Here is a 26022-nt window from a genome sequence, read left to right on the forward strand (position 1 = left end):
CCACAGCGCGGGCACTACGCTATTGCAAATGCAAATAGTTATCAATAATATTATCAATAAAATTTGCTCTGAAACAAAAAAGACTGTTAAACATGGGGTTATAAGGGTGACGGCGTTAACAACGGGAAGTGAAGCGTGGTGGCAGTCGAAAAACGGGCCTGAATGGACGCCGGAAAAGGGAAACTATCGCGTCACGTTCTGGTGGCGTGACCCGGCAGGAACGCAAAGAACGTCACCGATTAAACGCGTCTGGCTCTACGTCACCGGCGTGACCGATCACCACCAAAATGCCCGCCCGCAGTCCCTCGAACGCATTCCCGATACCGACGTCTGGCAGTGGCAGGGCGAGTTCAGCCCCGAGTGGCGCGGAAGCTACTGTTTTATCCCTTCCGTGAATGAAAACGATTTTGCCAGCGTTGTGTTTGAAGGCGAGCAGCCGGAACGCATGGCGCTGCGTGAAGGCTGGCGCAAGCTGCTGCCGCACGCGGTTTCAGACCCGCTGAACCCGCAAAGCTGGCGCGGCGGGCGTGGCCATGCCGTCTCGGCGCTGGAAATGCCGCAAGCACCCGTTCAGCCGGGGTGGAATCATCCCGATACGCCGTATCAGCCGCCAGTCTGCATTGAGTGGGAAAGCGCGCGCCTGAAAAATCGCCGCCGCATCTGGATTTTCACCACCGGGGATCATAGCCCGGAACGCCCGCTGGCGGTGCTGCTCGACGGGCAGTTCTGGGCCGAAAGCATGCCGGTCTGGCCTGCGCTGGCGTCGCTCACCGCCGGGCGCAACCTGCCGCCAGCGGTCTACGTCTTAATCGATGTTATCGATATGACGCATCGCAACCGCGAGCTGCCGTGCAATCCCGACTTCTGGCTGGCGGTGCAGGAAGAACTTCTCCCCCTTGTTAAAAAACGCGTGCCGTTTAGCGACCGTGCTGACCGTACGGTGGTGGCTGGCCAGAGCTTTGGCGGTCTCGCGTCGCTTTATGCTGGCCTCAACTGGCCGCAGCGTTTTGGCTGCGTGCTTAGCCAGTCCGGCTCCTACTGGTGGCCACACCGCGGCGGCCAGCAGGACGGGCTGTTAATCGAGCAACTTAAAACCGGCGAAATATCCCCTCGCGGGTTACGCATCTTTCTTGAGGCCGGGCGCAACGAGCCGCTCATCTTCCGCGCGAATCAGGCGATTTATGCCGAACTGCACACACACCAACCGGTTATCTGGCGTCAGGTTGACGGCGGACACGATGCGCTTTGCTGGCGCGGTGGGCTGACGCAGGGGCTTATCACCCTCTGGCAGCCGCTTATTCACTAACGGAGTCTGTATGGAATTCAGCAATCCTTTCGATAATCCGCAGGGACAGTTCGTCATTTTGCAAAACGACCAGGGGCAGTACAGCCTGTGGCCACAGCAGTGCGAACTGCCGGCAGGGTGGGGCGTGGTGTGCGAAGCACAGTCTCAGGAGGCGTGCCAGCAGTGGCTGGCGGAACGCTGGCAGACGCTTGAGCCGTCTTATTTCGCGGGGGAGAACGCATGAACCGTCTTCCTCTCGTCGCCGCCCAGCCGGGGATCTGGATGGCGGAACAGCTGTCCACGCTGCCAAACGCCTGGAGCGTGGCGCACTACACCGAGCTGAAAGGCGACATTGACGCGCCGCTGCTGGCAAAAGCCATTGCCGCGGGCATGATGCAGGCCGATACCCTGCGCATGCGCTTTGCGGAAGACAACGGTGAGGCGTGGCAGTGGGTGGATGACACCTTCATTCTGCCGGAACCGTCCATCGTTCGCGTTGATTCCCACGCCGCCGCCGTGGCGCTGATGGAATCCGATCTTAACCAGAACCTGCGCGTCGACAGCGGGCAGCCGCTGGCCTTTCATCAGCTGATTCAGGTCGGTGAAAACCACTGGTACTGGTATCAGCGCTATCACCATCTGGTGGTGGATGGCTTCAGCTTCCCGGCCATAACCCGCCAGATCGCCGCGATTTATGCCGCGTGGAAAAAGGGCGAACCCACGCCGGAATCCCCGTTTACGCCATTCGCAGAGGTGGTGGACGAGTATCAGCGCTATCGCGACAGCGAGGCGTACCGGCGCGACGGCGCCTTCTGGGCCGGGCAGGGCAAAGAGCTGCCTTCTCCGGTCTCGCTCTCCTCCGCGCCGCTGCCGGGCCGCGCCGCCACGACCGACATTCTGCGTCTGAAAATTACCGCCGACGGCCGCGCCTTCAGCCAGCTTGCACAGGCGGCAGGGCAGGTACAGCGCACCGACCTGGCGCTTGCGCTGGTGGCGCTGTGGCTGGGGCGCCTCACCGGACGGCTGGACTACGCCGCCGGGTTTATCTTTATGCGCCGGATGGGATCCGCGGCGCTCACCGCGACCGGGCCGGTGCTTAACGTCCTGCCGCTGGCAGTCAATATCGATCCCCAGGAGAGCCTGCCCTCGCTGGCGCTGCGCCTGGCGAACCAGCTGAAAAAATGCGCCGCCACCAGCGCTACGACGCCGAGCAGATCGTGCGCGACAGCGGGAAAGCATCGGGGGATGAAGCGCTGTTTGGCCCGGTGCTGAACGTTAAAGTGTTCGACTATCAGCTGGATATCGACGGCGTGGAGGCCATCACCCACACGCTGGCGACCGGCCCGGTGAACGATCTGGAGCTGGCGCTGTTCCCGGACGAGCAGGGCGGGCTGAGCATGGAGATCCTCGCCAATAAGCAGCGCTACGACGAGGCGACGCTGACGCGTCACGTGGCGCGCCTGAACGCGATGCTGGTGCAGTTTGCGGCCAACCCTGCCCTGCGCTGCGGCGAGGTGGAAACCGTTTCAGAGCAGGAATATGCAAAGCTCGCGCGCATCAACGATACCGGGCTGGTGCTGCCGTCCACCACGCTCGCGGATCTGGTGGCGGAACAGGCGAGCAAAACGCCGGATGCCCCGGCGCTGGTGGATGCGCACGTTGAACTCAGCTATCGTCAGATGCGCGAGCAGGTCGTCGCGCTGGCAAACCTGCTGCGCGCGCGCGGCGTGAAGCCGGGCGACAGCGTGGCGGTGGCCCTGCCGCGCTCGGTATTCCTGACGTTAGCGCTGCACGGCATTGTGGAGGCGGGCGCCGCGTGGCTGCCGCTCGACACCGGCTACCCGGACGATCGCCTGCGGATGATGCTCGAGGACGCGAAGCCGTCCCTGCTCATTACCACCGACGAACAGCTTCCGCGCTTTAGCGATCTGTCCGTCGAGACGTTTAGTTACAACACACTTTTACCGGCCACCGATGCTGAACCGCTGCGTCTGGCAAAGCCGGAGCAGACGGCGTACATCATCTTTACCTCCGGCTCGACCGGGCGTCCAAAAGGGGTCATGGTCGGCCATACCGCCATCGTTAACCGCCTCAAGTGGATGCAGGACCATTATCCGCTGACGGCGTTTGACGTGGTGGCGCAGAAAACGCCGTGCAGCTTTGACGTGTCGGTGTGGGAGTTCTGGTGGCCGTTTATCGCCGGGGCGAAGCTGGTGATGGCGGAGCCGGACGCGCACCGCGATCCGCAGGCGATGCAGAGCTTCTTCGCGCACTACGGCGTGACCACTACCCACTTCGTGCCGTCGATGCTGGCGGCGTTTGTCGCCTCGCTGACGGCGGAAAACGTCGACTGCTGCAGAACGCTTAAGCAGGTGTTCTGCAGCGGCGAAGCGCTGCCGACGGCGCTGTGCCGCGAGTGGGAACAGCTGACGCACGTGCCGCTGCATAATCTTTACGGCCCGACGGAAGCGGCGGTGGACGTCAGCTGGTATCCGGCGTTTGGGCCCGAGCTGGCGGCGGTGGAAGGCAACAGCGTGCCGATCGGCTTCCCGGTGTGGAACACGGGGCTGCGCATTCTGGATGCGATGATGCGCCCGGTACCGTTCGGCGTGGCGGGGGATCTCTACCTCACCGGCATCCAGCTGGCGCAGGGATATCTGGGACGCCCCGATCTCACCGCCAGCCGCTTTATCGCCGACCCGTTCGCGCCGGGCGAGCGGATGTACCGCACCGGAGACGTTGCCCGCTGGCTGGATAACGGCGCGGTGGAATATCTGGGCCGCAGCGACGACCAGCTCAAAATTCGCGGCCAGCGCATCGAGCTGGGTGAAATCGACCGGGCGATGCTGTCGCTGCCGGACGTGGCGCAGGCCGTGGCGCACGCCTGCGTCTTCAACCAGGCGGCGGCAACGGGCGGCGATGCCCGCCAGCTGGTGGGGTACGTGGTTTCTGAATCCGGCTTACCGCTGGACCGCGACGCGCTGCTGGACTCGCTCAGGGCACAGTTGCCGCCGCATATGGTGCCGGTGGTGCTGCTGCAAATCAGCGCGCTGCCGCTGAGCGCCAACGGCAAGCTCGACCGCAAGGCGCTGCCGCTGCCGGAACTGACCGGTAAAACCTCCGGTCGCGCGCCGGAAAGCGAAACTGAAATCGCCGTGGCGCAGGCGTTTGCCGCGCTGCTGGGCTGTGAGATCAGCGACATTGAGGCGGATTTCTTTGCCCTCGGCGGCCACTCGCTGCTGGCGATGCGTCTGGCGGCGCAACTCAGCCGCGCGTTCAACCGCAAGGTCACGCCGGGGCAAATTATGGTCGCCTCGACGGTGAGTAAGCTTAGCGCGCTGCTGGACTCGCAAATGAGCGACGAGCAGGCGCAGCGTCTGGGGTTTGAAACCCTTCTGCCGCTGCGTGAGGGCGACGGCCCGACGCTGTTCTGCTTCCATCCGGCGTCCGGCTTTGCCTGGCAGTTTAGCGTCCTGGCGCGCTACCTCAGCCCGCGCTGGTCAATTACCGGCATTCAGTCTCCTCGACCAGAGGGGCCGATGCAGCAGCGTGCGGATCTGGATGGGGTGATTGAGCATCACCTGAATACGTTGCGTAAGCAGCAGCCGCAGGGGCCGTATTATCTGTTCGGCTATTCTCTCGGCGGCACGCTGGCGCAGGGCATTGCTGCGCGTCTGCGCGAGCAGGGTGAAGAGGTGGCCTTCCTCGGCATGCTGGACACCTGGCCGCCGGAAACCCAGAACTGGGCGGAAAAAGAGGCCAACGGCCTCGACCCGGCGGTGCTGGCGGAAATCGAGCGCGAGCGGCAGGCGTTTATCGCCGCCCAGCAGGGACAGGGCTCCAGCGAGCTGTTTAACGCTATCGAAGGCAACTACGCCGATGCGGTGCGGCTGCTCACCACGGCGCACAGTTCACGCTTTGATGGTAAAGCGACGCTGTTCGTTGCCGAACGCACGCGCATGATGGAGCCGCAGGCCGCCTGGGCACCGTGGGTGGGGGAACTGGAGGTGTACAGCCAGGACTGCGCCCACGTGGATATCATTTCACCGCAGGCGTTTGAGAAAATTGGGCCAGTGTTGATGGAGATTTTGGGGTAACGTCAAAAGCGCCGGGTGGCGGCTACGCCTTACCCGGCCTACGGGAGCCGAGTGTAGGCCGGGTAAGGCGTGCCGTCACCCGGCAATTACCGCCGACCTAACGGCACCACCAGCGGCGTTCCCGCCACCGGATCGTCAATAATCATGCAGCGCATACCGTAGATCCGCGCGATCAGCTCCGGCGTGACAATCTCCTTCGGCGCACCCTGGGCCACAATCTCCCCGTCGCGCAAGGCAATCAGGTGCGTGGCGTAACGGCACGCCTGGTTTAAATCGTGCAGCACCGCCGCCAGAGTATAGCCCTGCGTGCGGTTCAGCTCGCTCAGCAGCTCCAGCAGATCAATCTGATGGCTGATGTCCAGCCAGGTTGTCGGCTCGTCCAGCAGCATGATCGACGTTTCCTGCGCCAGCACCATCGCAATCCACGCCCGCTGACGCTGGCCGCCGGAGAGGGTGTCCACGCTCTGCTGGGCGAGATCGGTGATGCCCGTCGCCTCCATCGCGCGGTTCACCGCCTCGTCGTCCTCTTTACGCCAGCGGGTAAACAGCGGCTGGTGCGGGTAGCGCCCGCGCGAGACCAGCTCCTGCACCGTGATGTCCCCCGGCGTGGTGGCGTTTTGCGCCAGCAGCCCGATGCGCCTGGCCACTTCTTTGCTGGCGAAGCGCTGGATCTGCTCCCCGTCCAGTAAGACACTGCCCTCCACCGGCGTCATCAGGCGGCTCAGCGTGCGCAGCAGGGTCGATTTTCCGCAGCCGTTCGGGCCGATAATCGCCGTGAAGTGGCCGTCCGGAATGGCGACGGATAAATCGCGGGCAACGATTTTTTTGCCGTAGCCGAGGGTGAGATGTTCGCCGCGCAAGCGGGTGATTGAATCTGTCATTTCTTGCGTGACTCCTGAACGAGCAAGACGATAAGGTAAATGCCGCCGAGGCTGACGGTCACCACGCCCACCGGAAGCTGGTATGGCATAAACAGCCGCTGGGCGCAGAGATCGGCGGCCAGCAGTAACAGCGCGCCGCACAGCGCCGCCTGAGTTAATCCCCAGCGCGCCGTCCCGCTTAGACGTCGAGCGATATGCGGCGCAACAAGGGCGATAAACGAGATCGGCCCGGCGATGGCGGTAGACGCTGCGGTCAGCAAGACCGCCACCAGCATCAGCATCAGGCGCGAGCGCTCGACGCTCACGCCCAGCGCGCAGGCGCTGTCGTCGCCCATCTCCATCAGCCGCATGCGTCGCACCAGCAGCAGCGCGCCGATAAACATCAGCACAATCAGCGGCGCGGCGGGCCAGGTTTTGCCCCACGTCAGGCCGTTGAGAGAACCTGCGTACCACAGCCCGGCGGAAAGCGCCGTTTCCAGCGAGGCCTGCAGCAGCAGCCAGGTATTGAAGGCCATCAGCATCGCACGGATGCCGATACCGATAATGATCAGCCGGAAGGTGTCGATGCCGTTGCGCCAGGCCAACAGCCAGATAACCAGCGACGTCAGAATGCCGCCCGCCATCGCCGTGAAGGTAATGGCCGTCAGGTGCTGGCCGAACAGCACCATCGCCACCAGCACGCCGCTCCAGGCCCCGGTATTGAGGCCCATCACGTCCGGGCTGCCGAGCGGGTTGCGCATCAGCGACTGGAATATCGCGCCGCTGACGCCAAGCGCCGCGCCGACCAGGATTGCCATCGCCACGCGCGGCAGTCGCCACTCGGTGACCACCATGGTGATGTTACGCGGCGCGTTGCCGGTGAGAGCGTGAAAGACCTGCGCGAAATCAAGCGTTACGGCACCGCTTTGCAGGCTCCAGACCGCCAGCAGCAGACTGGCGACGACCAGCAGGGAGACGCTGGTGACTAAACGCCGGGACGGGGCCCTCATGCGCCACCTCCGCGTTTACGGCGCACCAGGAAAATCAGCACCGGCGCGCCGATAAAGGCGCTGACCACCGAGACGCGCAGTTCACCCGGCACCAGCAGGCGGCCCAGCACGTCGGCAAACAGCAGCAGGGCAGGCGTCGCCAGCAGCGTCACCGGCAGGGACCAGCGGTGATCCGCCCCCACCAGCCAGCGCGCCATGTGCGGCATCATCAGGCCGATAAAGGCGATCGGCCCGACCACGGCGGTCGCGCTGCCGCACAGCACGGTGATGGCCAACAGGCCAATCAGCTGCGTGCGCGCGACGCGGTTGCCGAGCGCGGTGGCGGTGTCGCTGCCGAGGCTCAGGCTGTTCAGCGCCCGGCTTAACGACAGCGCTACGGCGGCGGCAATCATCACCGGGATCGCCACCACTTTCAGCGTTTCAAGAGTGCGGATATCCAGCGAACCGGCCTGCCAGAAGCGCAGCTGGTCGTAAACGTCCGGGTTGAGCAGGGCGATGCCGTTGGACAAGCCTTCCAGCACCGCGGCAAGCGCCACGCCCGCCAGCGTCAGGCGTACCGGGCTCAGCTGTCCGCCGCCCTGGCTGCCGGTAAACGCGACCACCAGCGAGGCGGCCAGCGCGCCGCAGAAGGCCATTACCAGCTGCTCAGACGGAGAGGTGAAGCCGAACAGCGCCGCGCCGAGTACGATGGCAAAGCTGGCGCCGGCGTTCACGCCGAGAATGCCGGGGTCCGCCAGCGGGTTGCGGGTGAGGGTTTGCATCAGGGCACCGGCAAGGCCGAGCGCGCCGCCGGCCAGCAGCCCGGCAAGGGTGCGGGGCAGGCGGGCGTCGAGCACGATAGTGCAGTCAGCGCTTTGGCAGGTGCCAGTAAGCGCATCAACGATGACGGACGCGGGAAGCGGCTTCGCGCCGACCAGCAGGCTGAGTGCAATCGCCAGGATTAACAGCAGCAATAAAACGGGCACGGCAACGGCGCGCACCGAAGATGAGGAAAACGACATAGCAACATCCATGATTTGATAATGATAGTGATTATCGTTATCTATCTTATTTGGCTATGTTAGCATGTGCGCCCATGGAATGGGTAGAATTACACTCAAGGCTTTGTCATGAATCAAAAATCCTGGCTGCTCAACCTCAGCCTGCTTAAAACGCACCCGGCGTATCGCGCCGTGTTTATTGCCCGCTTTATCTCCATTTTATCCCTCGGCCTGCTCGGCGTGGCCGTGCCGGTACAGATCCAGACGATGACCCACTCCAGCTGGCTGGTAGGGCTATCCGTCACCTTAACCGGCGGGGCGATGTTTATCGGCCTGATGGTCGGCGGCGTGCTGGCGGACCGCTACGAGCGTAAAAAGCTGATCCTGCTGGCGCGCGGCACCTGCGGCGTGGGCTTTATCGGGCTGTGTCTGAACGCCATGCTCCCTGAGCCGTCGCTGATGGTCATTTATGCCCTCGGGCTGTGGGACGGCTTCTTCGCCTCGTTAGGCGTGACGGCGCTGCTGGCGGCGACGCCCGCGCTGGTCGGGCGCGAGAACCTGATGCAGGCGGGGGCGATCACCATGCTCACCGTGCGCCTCGGCTCGGTGATTTCGCCGATGGTGGGCGGCCTGCTGCTGGCAACCGGCAACGTGGCGTGGAACTACGGCCTGGCCGCGGCGGGGACGTTTATCACCACGCTGACGCTGCTGCGCCTGCCGCTGCTGCCACCTCCGCCGCAGCCGCGCGAGCATCCGCTGAAGTCCCTGATGGCCGCGATTCGTTTCCTGTTCAGCAACCCGCTGATTGGCGGGATTGCGCTGCTCGGCGGCCTGCTGACGATGGCGAGCGCGGTGCGCGTGCTCTACCCGGCGCTGGCGGGCGAGTGGCAGATGAGCGCCTCGGAAATAGGCATTCTCTACGCCGCCATTCCGCTCGGTGCGGCCTGCGGGGCGCTGGCCAGCGGCAACCTGGCACAGAGCGCGCGGCCGGGGTTGATTATGCTGCTTGCCACGCTGGCCTCGTTTATCGCCATTGGCTTCTTCAGCCTGATGCCGGTCTGGGCGCTGGGGGTGATGTGTCTGGTGATCTTCGGCTGGCTGAGCGCCATCAGCTCGCTGCTGCAGTACACCCTGATCCAGACCCAGACGCCGGAAGGAATGCTCGGGCGCATTAACGGCCTGTGGACCGCGCAAAACGTCACGGGCGATGCCATTGGCGCGGCGATCCTCGGCGGTCTGGGGGCGATAATGACCCCGGCGGCGTCCGCGAGCAGCAGCGGGTTTGTGTTAGCAATGGTTGGTGTGATCTTATTGGTGGCGCTGGTGGAATTGCGCCGGTTCAGGCAGGAGAGTGTGGTGACCTTGTAGGTCGGGTAAGGCGGAGCCGCCACCCGACAAAACGCCCGGTGGCGCTGCGCTTACCGGGCCTACGGGGATCGTGCCTGTTATTTAAACATCGCATTCAAACGCTGCAACACCAGCATCGCGCTGTAATAATCCAGGCGGAACGTCTCGGTTCCCAACGCCCATACGCGCTTGTTTTTTACCGACGGCAGGTGCGCCAGCAGCGGGTTAGCGTAAATCGCCGCCACGTCTTTCTCGTCACCGGCAAACACAAACAGCCCTTCGCCGTTCAGCCCCGTCGCCAGGTTTTCACCGCCCAGCTGGATAATGTCGTGGCGCTTGCCCTGGCTTGTTGAGGTCTGCAACCCGGCAGGCAGGTCCGCCAGCGTAAAGCCCAGCTGGTGCAGCAGCTTGCCCTGCGCCGATTCCGTGGTCCACAGGTTGGCGGAATGCGCGGCGGCGGTGTAGACGATGGCGTTCACCGGCTGCGGCGGCAGCGTCATCTGCTGTTTCACCTGCGCGAGCTGTTTATCAAACGCGGCAATGCGCTCTGCGGCCTGCTTTTCGTGTCCGGTGATCGCGCCCAGCTGGGTCAGCAGCGCCTGCCAGCTCTTGTCGTCGTAGTTGATGATAAGTGTCGGCGCAATGGCGGAAAGCTGATCGTACAGCGCCAGCGCGGAATCCCCGCCGGTAGCGCTGATCAAAATCAGGTCAGGCATTTGCGCGGCCACCGCTTCAGCGCTGGGCTCGCCGATATACAGCCGGGCAACCTTGCGCTGCTTCGCGATATCGCCCCACTGGCGCAGGAAACCCTGTCCATCCGCCACGCGGTTGTTCGGCGTGGTCGCGCCGCTGGCGACGACCGGTGCGTCAATGGCCAGCAGGGAGCCGGTTAAGGTCACGCTGGTGGAGACAATGCGCGTCGGTTTGTGCTCAAGGGTATGTACCCCGCGGCTGTCGGTCACCTGACGCGGCCAGTCGGCGGCAGCGGCTGAGGTAAGTCCTAAAACAAAAAGTGATAATAAAAGCAGGGGATTACGGAAAACGGCAGGGAATTTCACAGCGCGGGATCCTGTTTTGTTGGAGATAATGCTTCTCATTTTCATGGTTGCCGCAACGGGATGCAAGCTTTTGTCGCACAAGTTATTTGCCCGACGGTTGACAGCGAAGCGATGTGGGATTAGGTTAGCCGACGAAAATATAAATGATAATCATTATTGATTCTTTTATCATTTTGAGGAGGATGATATGGATACGTCCCTGGCTGAGGAAGTTCAGCACGCCGCAACCACGCTGGAATCAGACCGTTTTTTCTTTATGTCACCTTACCGCAGCTTTACCACGTCAGGCTGCTTTGCCCGCTTCAGTGAACCCGCCGTCGGCGGTGACGATCCGGCGGGTCGCTTCCAGCAAAAATTAGCCCAGGCCTTCCGCACGGCAAAAGCCAGCGGTATTGCTCACCCGGTGATGGTGGGGGCGATCCCGTTCGACACCCGCAAGCCCTCGTCGCTGTTTATTCCGCAACGCTGGGAGACCTTTTCCCGTCCCGCACGTCAGCAGTCCGCACGCTATTTTTCCGGCGCGCAGGCCCTGAAGGTGACACAACGCGCCGAGATCCCGCCGCAGCCCGTCTTCGAAGAGATGGTCGCTCGCGCCGCGTCGCTGACCGCCACGCCGCAGGTGAACAAGGTGGTCCTGTCGCGCCTGATTGATATCGCGACCGACAAACGCCCGGACAGCGGCGCCCTGATGGAGCGCCTGATCGCCCAGAACCCGGCGAGCTTCAACTTCCACGTGCCGCTGGAAGACGGCGGGGTGCTGCTGGGCGCCAGCCCGGAGCTGCTGCTGCGCAAAGAGGGGGCGCACTTTAGCTCGCTGCCGCTGGCGGGCTCCGCGCGCCGTCAGCCTGACGATGTGCTGGATCGCGAGGCGGGCAACAAGCTGCTGGCCTCCGAAAAGGACCGTCACGAGCACGACCTGGTCACCCAGGCGATGAAGGCCATTCTGGCACCGCGCAGCCACCATCTCAGCATGCCTGATTCTCCTCAGTTGATTACCACGCCGACGCTGTGGCATCTGGCGACGCCGGTTGAAGGCGAGGCGCGTGAAAACGAGAACGCCCTGACCCTGGCCTGCCTGCTGCACCCGACTCCGGCGCTGAGCGGCTTCCCGCATCAGGCGGCGAAAGAGCTGATTGCCGAACTGGAGCCGTTCGACCGCGAGCTGTTCGGTGGCATCGTTGGCTGGTGCGACAGCGAAGGCAACGGCGAGTGGGTGGTGACCATCCGCTGCGCGCGTCTTCGCGAAAATACCGTTCGCCTGTTTGCCGGCGCGGGCATTGTGCCTGCCTCCTCCCCGGTGGGCGAGTGGCGCGAGACGGACGTGAAGCTCTCCACCATGCTCAACGTTTTTGGTTTGCACTAAGGAAGACTCATGACCATTCCCTTTACCCGCTGGCCTGAGGATTTTGCCCGCCGCTACCGTGAAAAAGGCTACTGGCAGGATCTGCCGTTGACCCACATCCTGACGGATCGGGCGGACAGCGATGCGGTGGCGATTATCGATGGCGATCGCCGTATTACCTACCGCGCGCTGAATCAGGCCGTAAACAACCTGGCCTCAGCCCTTCAGGCGCGAGGATTGCAGCGCGGCGAGACGGCGCTGGTGCAGCTTGGCAACGTGGCCGAGTTCTACATGACCTTCTTCGCGCTGCTGCAAATCGGCGTCGCGCCGGTGAACGCGCTCTTTAGCCATCAGCGCAGCGAGCTGAACGCCTACGCGGCGCAGATCAAACCCGCCGTGCTGATCGCCGATCGCGACCACGCGCTGTTTGCGGGCGATGACTTCCTCAACGCTTTCGTGGGTGAACACCGTTCGGTACGCGTCGTCCTGCTTCGCGGTGACGGGGGCGAGCATGCGCTGGAGGCGGCGATTACCCGCCCGGCGGACAATTTTATTGCCAACCCGACGCCCGCCGACGAGGTGGCGTTTTTCCAGCTCTCCGGCGGCAGCACCGGCACGCCGAAGCTGATCCCGCGAACGCACAACGACTATGACTACAGCATTCGTCGCAGCAACGAGATCTGCGGCATTACCGCCGAAACGCGTTACCTGAACGCGCTGCCCGCGGCGCATAACTACGCCATGAGCTCGCCGGGGTCGTTAGGCGTTTTTACCGCGGGCGGCTGCGTGGTGCTGGCGAACGATCCGAGCGCCACGCTCTGCTTCCCGCTGATTGAACAGCATCAGATTAACGTCACCTCGCTGGTGCCGCCTGCCGTCAGCCTGTGGCTGCAGGCGATTGCCGACGGCGCGGACAGCGCGCAGCTGAAATCCCTCAAGCTGCTCCAGGTGGGGGGCGCACGCCTCTCCGCCACGCTCGCGGCGCGCATTCCGGCTGAAATTGGCTGCCAGCTTCAGCAGGTCTTCGGCATGGCGGAAGGGCTGGTGAACTACACCGCGCTCGACGATGCCCCGGAACGCATCATCAACACCCAGGGCCGCCCGATGTGCCCGGACGACGAAGTGTGGGTGGCGGACGAGCACGGCAACCCGCTGCCGCGTGGGGAGGTCGGACGCCTGATGACGCGCGGCCCGTACACCTTCCGCGGCTATTTCAACAGCCCGGAACACAACGCCAGCGCCTTCGACGCCGACGGCTTTTACTGCTCCGGGGATCTGATCGCCATTGACGAGCAGGGCTACATCACCGTGCAGGGGCGCGAGAAAGATCAGATCAACCGCGGCGGCGAAAAGATTGCCGCCGAAGAGATCGAAAACCTGCTGCTGCGCCACGAAGCGGTGATCCACGCCGCGCTGGTGAGCATGGAGGACAGCCTGCTGGGCGAGAAGAGCTGCGCGTATCTGGTGGTGAAACAGCCCCTGCGCGCGGTGGAGGTGCGCCGCTTCCTGCGCGAGCAGGGCGTCGCCGAATTCAAGCTGCCGGATCGCGTAGAGAGCGTGGATGCGCTTCCGCTGACGCCGGTCGGCAAAGTCGATAAGAAACAGTTGCGCCTGTGGCTTGCTGAACGCGCCCGGGGCTGAGGAAAAGAGTATGGCCATTCCAAAATTAACCGCTTACGCGCTGCCGACCGCCGCAGAGTTGCCGACCAGCAAGGTGAACTGGGCGTTTGAACCGGAGCGCGCCGCGCTGCTGATCCACGATATGCAGGAGTATTTCCTGAACTTCTGGGGCGAAAACAGCGCGATGATGCAGCAGGTAGTCGCGAACATCGCTAAACTGCGCGCGTACTGCAAAGAACACAATATCCCGGTGTACTACACCGCGCAGCCGAAAGAGCAGAGCGATGAAGACCGCGCCCTCCTGAACGACATGTGGGGGCCGGGCCTCACCCGCTCGCCGGAGCAGCAGCGCATCGTTGCCGAGCTGGCGCCGGACGAAGCGGACACGGTGCTGGTGAAGTGGCGCTACAGCGCGTTTCACCGCTCGCCGCTGGAGCAGATGCTGAAAGAGACCGGCCGCAACCAGCTGCTGATTACCGGCGTTTACGCCCACATCGGCTGCATGACCACCGCTACAGATGCCTTTATGCGCGACATCAAGCCGTTCTTTATTGCCGATGCGCTGGCGGACTTCACCCGCGACGAGCACCTGATGTCGCTGAACTACGTGGCAGGACGCTCGGGCCGCGTGGTGATGACCGACGAGCTGCTGCCGTCCGTTCCGGCCTCGAAGGCCGCGCTGCGCGAGCTGATCCTGCCGCTGCTGGACGAGTCCGACGAGCCGATGGATGACGAAAACCTGATCGACTACGGCCTGGATTCAGTGCGCATGATGGCGCTGGCCGCCCGCTGGCGCAAAGTACACGGCGATATCGATTTCGTGATGCTGGCCAAAAATCCGACCCTCGACGCCTGGTGGGCGCTGCTCTCCCGCGGGGTGAAGTGATGGTGTTTGATTTCACCGGCAAAACCGTCTGGGTCACGGGCGCGGGGAAGGGGATTGGCTACGCGACCGCACTGGCGTTTGCCGAAGCCGGCGCGCAGGTGACCGGGTTCGATCTGGCCTTCCCGCAGAATGACTATCCGTTTGCCACCGAAACGCTGGACGTGGCGGATGCCGGGCAGGTGCAGGAGGTGTGCGGGCGCGTGCTGGCATCGCTCGACCGCCTTGACGTGCTGGTCAACGCGGCGGGCATTCTGCGCATGGGGGCGACGGACCAGCTCTCGCAGGAGGACTGGCAGCAGACCTTCGCGGTCAACGTCGGCGGCGCGTTCAATCTGTTCCAGCAGACCATGGGCCAGTTCCGCCGTCAGCAGGGCGGGGCGATTGTTACCGTGGCGTCCGACGCTGCGCACGCGCCGCGCATCGGCATGAGCGCCTACGGCGCATCGAAAGCGGCGCTGAAAAGCCTGGCCCTGACCGTCGGGCTGGAGCTGGCGGGCAGCGGCGTACGCTGTAACCTGGTGTCGCCGGGCTCAACGGACACCGATATGCAGCGCACCCTGTGGAAAAGCGACGATGCGGAGCAGCAGCGCATTCGCGGCTTCGGCGAGCAGTTTAAGCTCGGCATTCCGCTGGGCAAAATCGCCCGCCCGCAGGAGATAGCTGCGACCGTGCTGTTCCTTGCCTCCGATGCCGCCAGCCACATCACCCTGCAGGATATCGTGGTGGACGGCGGCTCCACGCTGGGGGCGTAAATGATCTGGAAACGTCATTTATCGCTTGAGGAGCTGAACGCCACCAGCGTGAATACCCTGGTGGCGAACCTGGGTATCGTCTATACCCGCCTCGGGGATGACGCCCTGGAAGCGGAGATGCCGGTGGATGCGCGTACCCATCAGCCGTTTGGCCTGCTGCACGGCGGGGCGTCGGCGGCGCTGGCGGAAACGCTCGGCTCAATGGCCGGATTTCTGATGACCCGCGACGGGCAGAGCGTGGTGGGCACGGAGCTGAACGCCACGCATCATCGGGCGGTATCCCACGGCAAGGTTCGCGGCGTGTGTCAGCCGCTGCATCTTGGGCGTTCGAGCCAGAGCTGGGAGATTGGGGTCTTCGACGAGCAGGGGCGGCGGTGCTGTACCTGCCGGTTAAGCACGATGGTGCTGGGCTAACTCAGATCAAAGTGATCGGCTTAACACTGTGGTGTAAATCTCTGGTTTGACCACGCATTATTGCGTTTCAAAGTTGTTAAATTTTTCCGGTTGTTCTAGAAACAAAATGTAACATCTCACTGTTTCACGACAACGGACAACAACTATGAACAACTCAGGGAAATACCTTACATGGGCAGGGCTCTCCGTTGTGGGAGCTTTTGCCCTGGGCTATATCGCCCTCAACCGGGGGGAGCAGATCAACGCGCTCTGGATCGTCGTTGCCTCGGTCTGCGTTTACCTGATCGCCTATCGTTTTTATGGCCGCTATATCGCCAAGAACGTCCTGGGCGTTGATGCAACGCGCATGACGCCTGCCGTCCGCCATAACGACGGTCTGGACTATGTGCCAACCGACAAGAAAGTGCTATTCGGTCACCATTTTGCGGCGATTGCCGGGGCAGGCCCGCTGGTGGGGCCGGTGCTGGCGGCGCAAATGGGCTACCTGCCGGGGATGATCTGGATCCTCGCCGGGGTGGTGCTGGCGGGGGCGGTGCAGGACTTTATGGTGCTGTTCGTCTCCACCCGCCGCGACGGACGTTCGCTGGGTGAGCTTGTGAAAGAGGAGATGGGGGCCACTGCCGGGGTGATTGCGCTGGTGGCGACCTTTATGATCATGGTGATTATCCTCGCGGTGCTGGCGATGATTGTGGTGAAAGCGCTGACCCACAGCCCGTGGGGAACCTATACCGTTGCCTTTACCATTCCGCTGGCGCTGTTCATGGGGATCTACATCCGCTACCTGCGTCCGGGCCGCATTGGTGAAGTGTCGGTGATTGGCCTGGTATTCCTGGTGTTCGCCATTATCTCCGGCGGCTGGGTGGCGGAAAGCCCGACCTGGGCCCCGTTCTTCGACTTTACCGGCGTACAGCTGACCTGGATGCTGGTGGGCTACGGCTTTGTGGCGGCGGTGCTGCCGGTATGGCTGCTGCTGGCCCCGCGTGACTACCTCTCTACCTTCCTGAAGATCGGCACCATTGTCGGGCTGGCAATCGGTATTCTGATTATGCGCCCAACGCTGACCATGCCGGCGTTAACCAAATTTATCGACGGTACCGGCCCGGTCTGGACCGGCAATCTGTTCCCGTTCCTGTTTATTACCATCGCCTGCGGTGCGGTGTCGGGCTTCCACGCGCTGATCGCCTCCGGGACGACGCCGAAGATGCTCGCGAATGAAAATCAGGCCTGCCTGATTGGCTACGGCGGCATGCTGATGGAGTCCTTCGTGGCGATTATGGCGCTGGTATCCGCCTGTATTATCGACCCGGGCGTGTATTTCGCGATGAACAGCCCGATGGCGGTGCTGGCCCCGGCCGGCACTGTTGACGTGGTGGCTTCCGCCGCGCAGGTGGTGAGCGGCTGGGGCTTTGCCATTACCCCGGAAACGCTGACGCATATCGCTAATGAGGTGGGCGAGCAGTCCATTATCTCCCGCGCGGGCGGGGCGCCGACGCTGGCGGTCGGCATGGCGTATATTCTCCACGGCGCGCTGGGCGGGCTGATGGATGTCTCGTTCTGGTATCACTTCGCCATTCTGTTCGAGGCGCTGTTTATCCTGACGGCGGTGGATGCGGGAACCCGTGCGGCGCGCTTTATGCTGCAGGATCTGTTGGGCGTCATCTCCCCGAACCTGAAGCGGACCGATTCGCTCCCGGCTAACCTGCTGGCGACGGCGCTGTGCGTGCTGGCGTGGGGCTACTTCCTGCATCAGGGCGTGGTCGATCCGCTGGGCGGGATCAACACCCTGTGGCCGCTGTTCGGCATCGCCAACCAGATGCTGGCGGGCATGGCGCTGATGCTCTGCGCGGTGGTGCTGTTCAAGATGAAGCGCCAGCGCTATGCGTGGGTGGCGCTGGTGCCGACCGCGTGGCTGCTGATCTGTACCCTGACGGCGGGCTGGCAGAAGGCCTTCAGTCCGGACAACAAGGTGGGCTTCCTGGCGATTGCCAACAAGTTCCAGGCGATGATCGACAGCGGCAAGATCCCGGCACAGTACACCGAATCGCAGCTGTCGCAGCTGGTGTTTAACAACCGTCTGGACGCCGGGCTGACCATCTTCTTTATGGTGGTGGTCGTGGTGCTGGCGTTGTATTCTCTCAGGACCGCGCTGGCGGCGTTGAAAGTCGACGCGCCAACGGCGAAAGAGACGCCGTATGAGCCAATGCCTGAAAACCTGGAAGAGATTGTGACCCAGGCCAAAGGGGCGCATTAACCCGTGTGCCGGGTGGCGCTAGCGCTTACCCGGCCTACATTCGCTGTGAGATCAGAACTATGTTCGACACCCTTTCCAAAGCCGGTAAGTACCTGGGCCAGGCCGCCAAAATGATGATTGGCGTGCCGGACTACGACAACTACGTCGAGCATATGCGCGTCAACCATCCGGACCAGACGCCCATGACCTACGAAGAATTTTTCCGCGACCGCCAGGACGCCCGCTACGGCGGCAAGGGCGGGGCGAAGTGCTGTTAACCCTCTTTCGGGAGATAGAGGCTGATCTGCTCCTGCTTACAGCCGTAGATCGCCGCCAGCTTTTCGCGGGTGCGCTTTTGCGGACGGGAGTCCAGCGCTTCCAGCTGTGACACGGCGGACTGGCTGATGCCCAGTTTCTCCGCCACCTCCTGCTGGGATAGCCCGCGCAGGATACGCCACGCGGCCTGCAGGCTGACGTTCTGCCAGGTCATGATGCTGCACACGTCTCCGGGCAACTCCACGTCATCCAGACTATCGTGTTCGACCTCAATATCCTCCAGATCGTCATCGGTTTCGTCGTCGATCTCTGCCATCTGTGAGCACATGCGGAAGTATTCGTGATAAGGAATAACCACATACTGCGTTTTACCGTTATCGTCCTTAATTAGCTGAACAGCCATAGGTGGCTTTCTCCTCATGCAGGTAAGTCGTTGAAGTTCTGCGCTTGACGGCTAAAACATAACAATGGTTATCGGGATCGTCCCGAAGCGTATAGATGATGCGGTAATCGCCAACGCGTAGCCGGAAATGATTTTCTGTCGCCGATATTTTTTTGATATCGGGCCGGGGTGCCGAGCGGTCATCCAGTTCGGCAAGCTTTACCTCAATGCGGCGTTGATACCGCTCGTCAATTCTGGAAAAAGCCTTTTTTGCACCATTAGACCAGACAATCTTCATCCGTACCTCCACTGTACGCCCACACAAATTATAAGGAAATAATAAGACTATTAGATAAATTCCGAATTTCTTATGGGGTACTGTAGAGCGGACATAAAACGGAAGTAAGCGGTAAAAAGCGAAACATCGAGGCGGCTCGACAAGGCCTCTGCCGGGCGGCAGAGGCTTTCAGGAAATTTGCGATCAGGCGTTCAACCCGCCGTCGACATCCAGCCCTGTGCCGGAGATCTGCCCGGCCGCCGGGCTGGCGAGGAAGGTGACCGCCGCCGCGATATCTTCCGGCTGGCCGTAGTGGCCGACCGCAATCATCTGGCGCTGGGCTTCCGCCTGTTCGCCGTCTTCCGGGTTCATATCGCTGTTGGTCGGTCCGGGATGTACCAGGTTAACGGTTATGCCGCGCGGGCCCAGATCGCGCGCCAGGCCGCGAGTGAGGGAGTTAAGGGCAGACTTGGTCATCGAGTAAACGGCAATGCCCGGCATCGCCACGCGGTTCGCCAGACAGCTGCCGATGTTGATGATGCGCCCGCCGTCGGACATGTGCACCAGCGCTTCCTGAATGGCGATCACCACGCCACGAATGTTGACGTTGATCAGGGCGTCAATGTCCGCCAGCGTCATGGACTCCAGCGGGCCGCCGCGCGCAATCCCTGCGTTGTTGACCAGAATGTCCAGCCCGCCGAGGGAACGCGCCGCATGGGTGACGGCATCCTGAATCGCCTGCGCGCTGGCGCTGTCGGCCTGAATCGCTTCGCCGTGCCGCCCAAGCGCCTTAATTTCATCGGCGACCGCCTGGGCTTTATCGGCGGATTTTTCATACGTAATAACCACATCGGCACCGGCGCGTGCCAGCGACAGCGCGATAGCCCGACCCAATCCACGGCTGGCGCCGGTAACCAGCGCCTTTTTACCTGTTAAATCGATCTGCATGATGACCTCGTGACGAGAGTGGTGAGAATCATCATTAGGTATAGCCTGTCGGCGCGATTAACGGCTGAAGGATTCCACCTTCTCAAACGCGGCGCGCAGAACGTCAGGCGTTAACGTCACCGGCAGAGAGTGAATTGACTCCACCGGACGCAGGGTGTGAGCTATCACCTTATCCAGCTCGTCGCGGTTGTGAATATCGACGTCCAGCGCGCGAAGCGTGGTCGGCAGGTTAAAGCGCCGGTACGCCGCCACCAGCTGCGCCAGCACGTCGTCCTGGCCGAGCAGGGCGCTCTGGACCAGAATGCCGTAGGCCACCTTGGTGCCGTGCAGGTATTTTTCCGTCTGCGGCAGCACGGTTAGGCCGTTGTGCACCGCATGCGCCGCCGCCACGCGGGTATAGCGCTCGCCCAGACCGCCGACCATCCCGCCGCCGGCGATAATCGCGTCCACCACGTCCCGGAACGCCTGCGTCTGTTCGCCGCGCTGCTGGTCGGCCAGCGCTTCCTCACTGTGCTCCAGCAGCACGTCGCGGATCGCCAGCGCGCCGTTAAGGCCAAGCCGCACGGTCAGCGGCAGGTTCTCCGGCTCAGGTGCCAACACCACCGCTTCGTACCACTTCGCCAGCGTATCGCCGATACCCGCCAGCAGGTATTCGGCCGGGGCGTTGAGAATGATCTGCGGCTCCACCAGCACCAGGAAGTTGGCGTCATCGAAGATCTCAAACTGCAGCGCCTGACCAGCATCGTTGTACCAGACGGAGAGTGGCGTCCACGCCGCGCAGGTGGCGGCAATGGTGGGAATGCCCACGAACGGCACCCCCAGACGACGCGCTACGGCCTTGACGGCATCCTGTACCGCACCGCCGCCGACGCCAATCACCACGCTGGCGTCACTGCCGGATTCGTCCACCAGATGGGTGACGTCGCGCTCGCTGCAGTGGCCTTTAAAAAGCAGGTGTTTCGCTCCCGGCGCGTGAAAGCTCTCCGGCAGGAACGGGCGCGCGCCGTCGATAGCGCGCTCGCCGTAAATCCACACCGCGCGGGAAAGCTGCTCCGGGGTAAAGAAGTCATTCAGACGCGCAAGGCTTCCGGAATGGGAGAAGTAGTTCGCCGGGCCAGGCACGACGCGGATATCGGTGTTGCTCATGGTGTTGTCCTTTTTTAGCAAGCGCTAACCCGATGTTATGTCTGGACATCCGGATGGCTAATAATATTTCGCTTTAACTTATGCCTTTTCCGTCGTTGTCAGTCAACCGGAGCTGTGAAAAATTCGATAAATCAGAAGAGTTATGAAGGATTTACGCGGATGGTTTCCAGTCGCCTTGAGATGCGCGGTATCAGCCTGGCCTTTTCCGGCTTTCAGGCGCTGTCGCGCGTGAATTTCACCTTAACCGGCGGATCGGTACATGCGCTGACCGGCGCCAACGGCGCGGGGAAATCGACGCTGATGGCGGTGCTGTGCGGGACGCACGACCACTATGAAGGCGAAATCTGCATTAATAACCAGCCGGTAAGCATCCGCGAGCCGCTGGACGCCAAACGGCTGGGGATCCACCTCGTGCAGCAGGAGGTGGATGTGGCGCTGATCCCGGGATTAAGCATCGCCGAAAACATCATGCTCGACCAGCTGGCGCAGCCGGGGCATCGCTTCAGCTGGCGCGCCGTCCGCCAGCAGGCGAGACAGGCGCTGGCGCAGCTGGATGTTTCTCTGGACGTTCTCCGCTCCATCGACAGCTGCACGCTTGCCGAAAAGCAGCAGATTTTGCTCGCGCGCGCCCTGTCCCATCACTGCCGGTTTTTGATCCTTGATGAGCCCACCGCGCCGCTGGACGCGCACGAGAGCGAGCGCCTGTTTGCGGTGGTGAGACGTCTAAAGCAGCAGGGCATCGGCGTGGTGTTTATCTCCCACCGCATTCACGAGCTGAAGGCCATCTGCGACACCCTGACGGTACTGCGCGACGGCAAGCTGATCGAGTCCGGCCCGATGGCCGATCTCAGCGGTGAAGCGATCGTCGAGAAGATGCTCGGCCACGTGCTCAGCGATATCTACCCGCCCGCGCGGCCGGCGCACGGCGACGAAACGCTGCTGCGGGTTGAAGGGCTGCACGACGATGCGCTGCTGAAAGATATCTCGCTGCACCTGCGCAAGGGCGAAATTCTCGGCATTGCGGGGCTGGCGGGCGCGGGCAAAACCGAACTCTGTAAGGCGCTGTTTGGCGCCAGTAAAAGCCGCGTCGCGAACGGCGAGCTGAACCATCAGGACTGGAAACCGCGCGACCCGGCGGACTCGGTGCTGCGCGGCCTGGCGCTGGTGCCGGAAGAGCGGCGCAAAGAGGGCATTTTTATCGACGAGACGGTGACCATGAATCTTGCCGTGTGCGCCGATAACAGCTTCTCGCGCTGGAGCCTGTTCGGCCATCGTCAGGCGTGGCGCTGGGCGGAGGAGGTGATCGCCCGCGTCGGCGTTCGCGCCCGCGGTCCCGGGCAGGTTTTGCGACGTCTCTCCGGCGGCAATCAGCAGAAGATCGCCATCGGCAAATGGCTGCGCAATGACGCGAGCGTGCTGATCTTCGACGAGCCGACCAAAGGCGTGGACGTGAAGGCCAAAACCGATCTGTTCCAGCTGATTGACGGCCTGGCGCGCGAGGGCAAAGGGGTGATTTACGCCTCGGGCGAATTTGCCGAACTGGTCGGGCTGTGCGACCGCATCTGCGTCCTGTGGGACGGGCGCATCGTGGCGGAAATCGCCGGGGCCGAGGCCCGTGAAGAGACACTACTTTATTATTCAACCGGAGGAACGGCGTCGTGAGCAAGGCCCTTTCAGTAAACGCGACGGCGTCTGGCCGTCGGCAGATTTTCGATTTTCTCTACAAGTGGGGCATGTTGCTGACCGTCGTCGCGCTGGTGGCCGTCTTTGGCCTGGCGTCGGACAGCTTCCTCGATCCGAACAATATCATCAATATTCTGCGTTCGATTGCCATCGTGACGGTGATTGCCATCGGCGTGTCGATCTCGCTGACCATTGGCGGGTTCGATCTGTCCGTAGGATCGACCGCGTCGCTGGCGAACGCGCTGGTGATTTCGCTTTTCGTCTGGCACGGCTTCGGCACCACCGAGTCGATTCTTATCACCCTTGCGCTCTGCACGCTGGTGGGGCTGTTTAACGCCTTTCTGATCGTCATCCTGCGCATTCCGGACATGCTCGCGACGCTGGCCAGCCTGTTTGTGATCCAGGGCGTGGCGATGACCTACAGCTACGGCGGGTCGATTACCGAGAACATGGTGCTGCCGAGCGGCGACATGGCGGAAGGCACCATCCCTGCGACGTTCAGCCTGCTGGGACAGGTACCGACTATCGTGATCGTCATGCTGGTGGTGACGGTTCTGGCGCAGCTGGGGCTGTCGCTCACCACTCACGGTCGTCGGATGTACGCCATTGGCGGTAACCCGGAAGCGGCGCGCCTCTCGGGGATTCGCACCACCCGCTACAAGGTGGCGGCCTACGTGATTGCCTCCCTACTGGCGGGCCTGGGCGGGATTTTGCTGGCCTCGCGCATTGGCTCGTCGCAGGTGAACGCGGGCGGCGGTTATCTGATGGATGCTGTGGCGGCGGCGTGGATCGGCTTCTCGCTGGCCGGGTCCGGCAAGCCGAATGCCCTGGGCACGCTGGTGGGGGCGGTGATTCTCGGCGTGCTGTCGAACGGGCTGGTGATGCTCTCCGTGCCGTATTACGCCATGGACATTATAAAAGGGCTGGTGCTCGCGGTAGCGCTGGCGATTACCTACATACAAAAACGCTGACAACACAACGGGATAAAAAATGAAAAAGATTGCACTCTCTTTGGTGGCATTAGGGTTATTCACCGCTCTGCCTGGCTTCGCGGCCACGCCCGCACCGCTCCCGGCGGCCATTGCCAACCATGACGGCCCGATCCGCATCGCGGTGATCCGTAACCTCGGCTCAGACGACAACACCACGCAGTTTATTGCCGGGGCCATTCAGGAAGGGAAGAAGCTTGGCTTTAAGGTCAGCACCTTTTTAAGCAACGGGGACGACGCCAAATTCCAGGACTTCGTGAACCAGGCCATCAGCCAGAAGTACGACGGGATTATCCTGTCTCAGGGCCGCGATCCGTACTCCACCGCGCTGGTGAAGAAGGCGGTGGACGCCGGAATTAAGGTTGCCGTGTTTGATACCGCCGTCAACGGCGAGATCCCGGGCGTGACCGTTACCCAACAGGACGATGCCTCTCTGACGAATCTCTCCTTCGGCCAGCTGGCGAAAGATTTCAACGGCAAGGCCAATATCGTCAAGCTGTGGGTAGCGGGCTTCCCGCCGATGGAACGTCGTCAGGCGGCGTATAAAGAGTTGCAAAAACAGTACCCGGACATCAAAGAGCTGGAGTCTATCGGCGCGGTCTCCTCTGACGTGCAGGGCGACACCGCCAACAAGGTGGGCGCGATCCTCGCGAAATACCCGAAAGGCAAAATCGACGCCATCTGGGGAACCTGGGACGCCTTCAGCCAGGGGGCGTATAAGGCGCTGAAGGAGAACGGCCGTACCGAGATCAAACTCTACAGCATCGACATCTCCAACCAGGATCTGCAGCTGATGCGCGAGCCGGGCAGCCCGTGGAAGGTGAGCGTGGCGGTGGATCCGAAGCTGATTGGGGCGACCAACGTGCGCCTGATCGCCAATAAGATTGCCGGGGAAGCCACGCCTGCGACCTACGATTTTAAGGCGGCCGCGATTCCGCAGACGCTGCTGACCGCCCAGCCGGGCGCGGTGAACGTGGCGTCGCTGGGGAAAATCATTCCGGGCTGGGGCCAGACGGAAGATTTCATTGCGCCGTGGTTTGCGACGCTGGAAGCCAGGTCAAAATAATGCCCGGTGGCGCTGCGCTTACCGGGCCTACGGTTTGGTAGGCCGGGTAAGGCGCAGCCGCCACCCGGCGAAAGGAGCTCAAGGTGACTCATTTACCCCCTCCCGAATACAGCCGCAATATGCGGCTGATTGGCCATAGCGATCAGGGCGGTCGCCCGGACGGCGTGCAGCTGATGGTGCACCGCGGTTTCGCCTGGATCGGCCATATGGTGTCGCAGGGCTTTTCGATAGTGGACGTGCGCGACCCGAAAAACCCGAAACCCGCGGGCTATGTTCCCGCGCCGCCCGGCACCTGGAACGTGCACCTCCAGGCGCATGACGATCTCCTGCTGGTCATCAACGCCCGGGATCTGTTTGCCGATGCGCGTTTTGCCGACGAGAAGGTCTACTACACCCGGCAGGTGGGCGAGACCGTCAGCGACGTGCAGGACAAAGGCTGGAGCGCTGGCCTTCGCGTTTTTGATATCTCCACGCCGGACGCGCCGCGCGAAATCGGCTTTCTGCCGCTGAGCGGCATTGGCATTCACCGCATCTGGTACGTCGGTGGCCGCTGGGCGTACGTGTCGGCGCTTATTGACGGCTTTACCGACTACATCTTTCTGACGATTGACCTGGCCGACCCGCGTAAGCCTGAGGTGGCAGGGCGCTGGTGGCTGCCGGGGATGAACCAGGCAGAAGGGGAGAAGCCTAACTGGCCGGAAGGGAAACGCTACGCGCTCCACCATGCGATTATTGCCGGCGATACCGCGTACGGCAGCTGGCGCGACGGCGGCCTGACGCTGCTGGACGTGAAGGATCGCACCCAGCCTAAGCTCATTAGCCACCGCAACTGGAGTCCGCCGTTTGGCGGCGGCACGCACACCGCGCTGCCGCTGCCGGACCGCGATCTGCTGGTGGTGCTGGACGAAGCGGTGCTCGATAACCAGGAAGACGGCGAGAAGCTGATCTGGCTGTTTGATATCCGCGAGCCGTCGAACCCGGTCAGCATCTCTACCTTCCCGCAGCCGGATGAAATCGACTACGTGGCGAAAGGGGCGCATTTCGGCCCGCACAACCTGCACGAGAACCGGCCGGGGAGCTTTGTCAGCTCGACGCTGATTTTTGCCACCTATCAGAATGCGGGCGTGCGCGCGTATGACATCTCCAATCCGTATCGGCCGGTTGAAACGGGGGCGCTGGTGCCCGCCGCGCCGGCGAAAATGATGGATACCCGCCCGAATCGCCCGCAGGTGATCCAGTCGTGTGACGTGTTTGTGGATGCGCAGGGAATTATCTACAGCACGGACTATAACGGCGGGCTGTCGGTGATTGAGTATCTGGGGTGAGTTTTTGCCGGGTGGCGGCTTCGCCTTACCCGGCCTACATTTTGCACCC

Annotated in this window: 22 protein-coding genes and 1 pseudogene; 15 read left to right on the forward strand and 8 right to left on the reverse strand. The window is 62.5% G+C overall.

The genetic code is table 11. The features are described 5' to 3' along the window. The first annotated feature begins 106 nt into the window (after positions 1-106). The 3 genes and pseudogenes from fes (at position 107) to entF (ending at position 5382) form a co-directional block, all read left to right on the forward strand. Positions 107-1306: an enterochelin esterase gene (gene fes, locus ACVCAM_RS03315; protein ID WP_407223159.1), complete on the forward strand. Its 1200-nt coding sequence runs from the start codon at positions 107-109 to the stop codon at positions 1304-1306. Between the two features lie 10 nt (positions 1307-1316). Next, on the forward strand, positions 1317-1529 hold the full coding sequence (locus ACVCAM_RS03320; RefSeq protein ID WP_227879412.1) for an MbtH family protein: 213 nt from the start codon (positions 1317-1319) through the stop codon (positions 1527-1529). Next, positions 1526-5382: pseudogene (entF, locus tag ACVCAM_RS03325) on the forward strand (enterobactin non-ribosomal peptide synthetase EntF). Before ACVCAM_RS03320 ends, entF begins: the two are co-directional and overlap by 4 nt. Before the next feature lie 86 nt (positions 5383-5468). Here entF and fepC read toward each other — a convergent pair. The 3 genes from fepC to fepD are packed head-to-tail and all read right to left on the reverse strand — an operon-like array spanning position 5469 to position 8253. Beyond that, positions 5469-6263: an iron-enterobactin ABC transporter ATP-binding protein gene (gene fepC / locus ACVCAM_RS03330; RefSeq protein ID WP_025912693.1), complete on the reverse strand. Its 795-nt coding sequence runs from the start codon at positions 6261-6263 to the stop codon at positions 5469-5471. Further along, the gene (gene fepG / locus ACVCAM_RS03335) at positions 6260-7252 is read right to left on the reverse strand and encodes an iron-enterobactin ABC transporter permease (RefSeq protein WP_025912694.1); all 993 of its coding nucleotides are present in this window, start codon (positions 7250-7252) and stop codon (positions 6260-6262) included. Before fepG ends, fepC begins: the two co-directional genes overlap by 4 nt. After that, positions 7249-8253, reverse strand: coding sequence for a Fe(3+)-siderophore ABC transporter permease (gene fepD / locus ACVCAM_RS03340; RefSeq protein ID WP_407223161.1), 1005 nt, complete (start codon positions 8251-8253; stop codon positions 7249-7251). The genes fepG and fepD overlap by 4 nt, the downstream gene beginning before the upstream one ends. Positions 8254-8361: 108 nt before the next feature. On the opposite strand from fepD, the gene entS reads away from it, so the two are divergent. Next, the gene (gene entS, locus ACVCAM_RS03345) at positions 8362-9600 is read left to right on the forward strand and encodes an enterobactin transporter EntS (protein ID WP_025912696.1); all 1239 of its coding nucleotides are present in this window, start codon (positions 8362-8364) and stop codon (positions 9598-9600) included. Between the two features lie 77 nt (positions 9601-9677). Here the strand turns inward: entS and fepB are convergent, their stop codons facing one another. Beyond that, the gene (fepB, locus tag ACVCAM_RS03350; RefSeq protein ID WP_045371822.1) at positions 9678-10637 is read right to left on the reverse strand and encodes a Fe2+-enterobactin ABC transporter substrate-binding protein; all 960 of its coding nucleotides are present in this window, start codon (positions 10635-10637) and stop codon (positions 9678-9680) included. A 187-nt stretch (positions 10638-10824) separates the two neighbouring features. Here fepB and entC point away from each other — a divergent pair, with 187 nt between their 5' ends. From entC to ACVCAM_RS03385, 7 genes are all read left to right on the forward strand, one after another. Further along, positions 10825-12000 carry an isochorismate synthase EntC gene (gene entC / locus ACVCAM_RS03355; protein ID WP_025912698.1) on the forward strand — a complete coding sequence of 392 codons (1176 nt, stop codon included), beginning with the start codon at positions 10825-10827 and terminating at the stop codon, positions 11998-12000. Positions 12001-12009: 9 nt separating this feature from the next. Next, entirely contained in the window at positions 12010-13620 is a 1611-nt protein-coding gene (entE, locus tag ACVCAM_RS03360; protein ID WP_069597972.1) for a (2,3-dihydroxybenzoyl)adenylate synthase EntE, read from the forward strand. 10 nt (positions 13621-13630) lie between these two features. Continuing rightward, the gene (locus tag ACVCAM_RS03365; protein ID WP_407223162.1) at positions 13631-14485 is read left to right on the forward strand and encodes an isochorismatase family protein; all 855 of its coding nucleotides are present in this window, start codon (positions 13631-13633) and stop codon (positions 14483-14485) included. Next, a complete protein-coding gene (gene entA / locus ACVCAM_RS03370) occupies positions 14485-15237 on the forward strand; it encodes a 2,3-dihydro-2,3-dihydroxybenzoate dehydrogenase EntA (RefSeq protein WP_021242609.1) in 753 nt (250 codons plus the stop codon). Before ACVCAM_RS03365 ends, entA begins: the two co-directional genes overlap by 1 nt. Then, positions 15238-15651 (forward strand): proofreading thioesterase EntH, encoded by a 414-nt coding sequence (gene entH / locus ACVCAM_RS03375; protein WP_008500995.1) that lies wholly within the window; start codon positions 15238-15240, stop codon positions 15649-15651. A gap of 145 nt (positions 15652-15796) precedes the next feature. Further along, entirely contained in the window at positions 15797-17902 is a 2106-nt protein-coding gene (cstA, locus tag ACVCAM_RS03380; protein WP_055322159.1) for a pyruvate/proton symporter CstA, read from the forward strand. 59 nt (positions 17903-17961) lie between these two features. Then, complete coding sequence (locus ACVCAM_RS03385) at positions 17962-18159, forward strand: YbdD/YjiX family protein (RefSeq protein ID WP_006809671.1); 198 nt, start codon at positions 17962-17964, stop codon at positions 18157-18159. Here the strand turns inward: ACVCAM_RS03385 and ACVCAM_RS03390 are convergent. The 4 genes from ACVCAM_RS03390 to ACVCAM_RS03405 all read right to left on the reverse strand — a co-directional run bounded on the left by ACVCAM_RS03390 (position 18156) and on the right by ACVCAM_RS03405 (position 20910). Next, the gene (locus ACVCAM_RS03390) at positions 18156-18560 is read right to left on the reverse strand and encodes a helix-turn-helix domain-containing protein (RefSeq protein ID WP_008500997.1); all 405 of its coding nucleotides are present in this window, start codon (positions 18558-18560) and stop codon (positions 18156-18158) included. The two genes, ACVCAM_RS03385 and ACVCAM_RS03390, sit on opposite strands and share 4 nt — an antisense overlap. Beyond that, a complete protein-coding gene (locus tag ACVCAM_RS03395) occupies positions 18541-18837 on the reverse strand; it encodes a type II toxin-antitoxin system RelE family toxin (RefSeq protein WP_023326881.1) in 297 nt (98 codons plus the stop codon). The genes ACVCAM_RS03390 and ACVCAM_RS03395 overlap by 20 nt, the downstream gene beginning before the upstream one ends. 183 nt (positions 18838-19020) lie before the next feature. Continuing rightward, positions 19021-19764: an SDR family NAD(P)-dependent oxidoreductase gene (locus tag ACVCAM_RS03400; protein WP_008500999.1), complete on the reverse strand. Its 744-nt coding sequence runs from the start codon at positions 19762-19764 to the stop codon at positions 19021-19023. A gap of 57 nt (positions 19765-19821) precedes the next feature. Further along, a complete protein-coding gene (locus ACVCAM_RS03405; RefSeq protein WP_128301586.1) occupies positions 19822-20910 on the reverse strand; it encodes an oxidoreductase in 1089 nt (362 codons plus the stop codon). Positions 20911-21069: 159 nt separating this feature from the next. Here ACVCAM_RS03405 and ACVCAM_RS03410 point away from each other — a divergent pair, with 159 nt between their 5' ends. The 4 genes from ACVCAM_RS03410 to ACVCAM_RS03425 all read left to right on the forward strand — a co-directional run bounded on the left by ACVCAM_RS03410 (position 21070) and on the right by ACVCAM_RS03425 (position 25973). Continuing rightward, positions 21070-22572, forward strand: coding sequence for a sugar ABC transporter ATP-binding protein (locus ACVCAM_RS03410; RefSeq protein ID WP_407223163.1), 1503 nt, complete (start codon positions 21070-21072; stop codon positions 22570-22572). Then, positions 22569-23564, forward strand: coding sequence for an ABC transporter permease (locus ACVCAM_RS03415; RefSeq protein WP_032674348.1), 996 nt, complete (start codon positions 22569-22571; stop codon positions 23562-23564). Before ACVCAM_RS03410 ends, ACVCAM_RS03415 begins: the two co-directional genes overlap by 4 nt. A gap of 19 nt (positions 23565-23583) precedes the next feature. Beyond that, positions 23584-24648, forward strand: coding sequence for a sugar ABC transporter substrate-binding protein (locus ACVCAM_RS03420; protein ID WP_023343571.1), 1065 nt, complete (start codon positions 23584-23586; stop codon positions 24646-24648). Positions 24649-24731: 83 nt separating this feature from the next. Beyond that, the gene (locus ACVCAM_RS03425; protein ID WP_023293050.1) at positions 24732-25973 is read left to right on the forward strand and encodes an LVIVD repeat-containing protein; all 1242 of its coding nucleotides are present in this window, start codon (positions 24732-24734) and stop codon (positions 25971-25973) included. Positions 25974-26022 lie beyond the last annotated feature (49 nt).

The organism is Enterobacter sp. CFEC122 (genome assembly GCF_052983755.1).

What these genes read in the sequence shown, in the direction of transcription:
- ACVCAM_RS03410 (WP_407223163.1), top strand. Translation starts at nt 21,070, where the DNA reads ATGGTTTCCAGTCGCCTTGAGATGCGCGGTATCAGCCTGGCCTTTTCC.
- fepD (WP_407223161.1), bottom strand. Translation starts at nt 8,253, where the DNA reads ATGTCGTTTTCCTCATCTTCGGTGCGCGCCGTTGCCGTGCCCGTTTTA.
- entH (WP_008500995.1), top strand. Translation starts at nt 15,238, where the DNA reads ATGATCTGGAAACGTCATTTATCGCTTGAGGAGCTGAACGCCACCAGC.
- entS (WP_025912696.1), top strand. Translation starts at nt 8,362, where the DNA reads ATGAATCAAAAATCCTGGCTGCTCAACCTCAGCCTGCTTAAAACGCAC.
- ACVCAM_RS03420 (WP_023343571.1), top strand. Translation starts at nt 23,584, where the DNA reads ATGAAAAAGATTGCACTCTCTTTGGTGGCATTAGGGTTATTCACCGCT.
- ACVCAM_RS03405 (WP_128301586.1), bottom strand. Translation starts at nt 20,910, where the DNA reads ATGAGCAACACCGATATCCGCGTCGTGCCTGGCCCGGCGAACTACTTC.
- entC (WP_025912698.1), top strand. Translation starts at nt 10,825, where the DNA reads ATGGATACGTCCCTGGCTGAGGAAGTTCAGCACGCCGCAACCACGCTG.
- fepG (WP_025912694.1), bottom strand. Translation starts at nt 7,252, where the DNA reads ATGAGGGCCCCGTCCCGGCGTTTAGTCACCAGCGTCTCCCTGCTGGTC.
- ACVCAM_RS03400 (WP_008500999.1), bottom strand. Translation starts at nt 19,764, where the DNA reads ATGCAGATCGATTTAACAGGTAAAAAGGCGCTGGTTACCGGCGCCAGC.
- entA (WP_021242609.1), top strand. Translation starts at nt 14,485, where the DNA reads ATGGTGTTTGATTTCACCGGCAAAACCGTCTGGGTCACGGGCGCGGGG.
- ACVCAM_RS03320 (WP_227879412.1), top strand. Translation starts at nt 1,317, where the DNA reads ATGGAATTCAGCAATCCTTTCGATAATCCGCAGGGACAGTTCGTCATT.
- entE (WP_069597972.1), top strand. Translation starts at nt 12,010, where the DNA reads ATGACCATTCCCTTTACCCGCTGGCCTGAGGATTTTGCCCGCCGCTAC.
- ACVCAM_RS03390 (WP_008500997.1), bottom strand. Translation starts at nt 18,560, where the DNA reads ATGGCTGTTCAGCTAATTAAGGACGATAACGGTAAAACGCAGTATGTG.
- cstA (WP_055322159.1), top strand. Translation starts at nt 15,797, where the DNA reads ATGAACAACTCAGGGAAATACCTTACATGGGCAGGGCTCTCCGTTGTG.
- ACVCAM_RS03365 (WP_407223162.1), top strand. Translation starts at nt 13,631, where the DNA reads ATGGCCATTCCAAAATTAACCGCTTACGCGCTGCCGACCGCCGCAGAG.
- ACVCAM_RS03385 (WP_006809671.1), top strand. Translation starts at nt 17,962, where the DNA reads ATGTTCGACACCCTTTCCAAAGCCGGTAAGTACCTGGGCCAGGCCGCC.
- ACVCAM_RS03395 (WP_023326881.1), bottom strand. Translation starts at nt 18,837, where the DNA reads ATGAAGATTGTCTGGTCTAATGGTGCAAAAAAGGCTTTTTCCAGAATT.
- fepC (WP_025912693.1), bottom strand. Translation starts at nt 6,263, where the DNA reads ATGACAGATTCAATCACCCGCTTGCGCGGCGAACATCTCACCCTCGGC.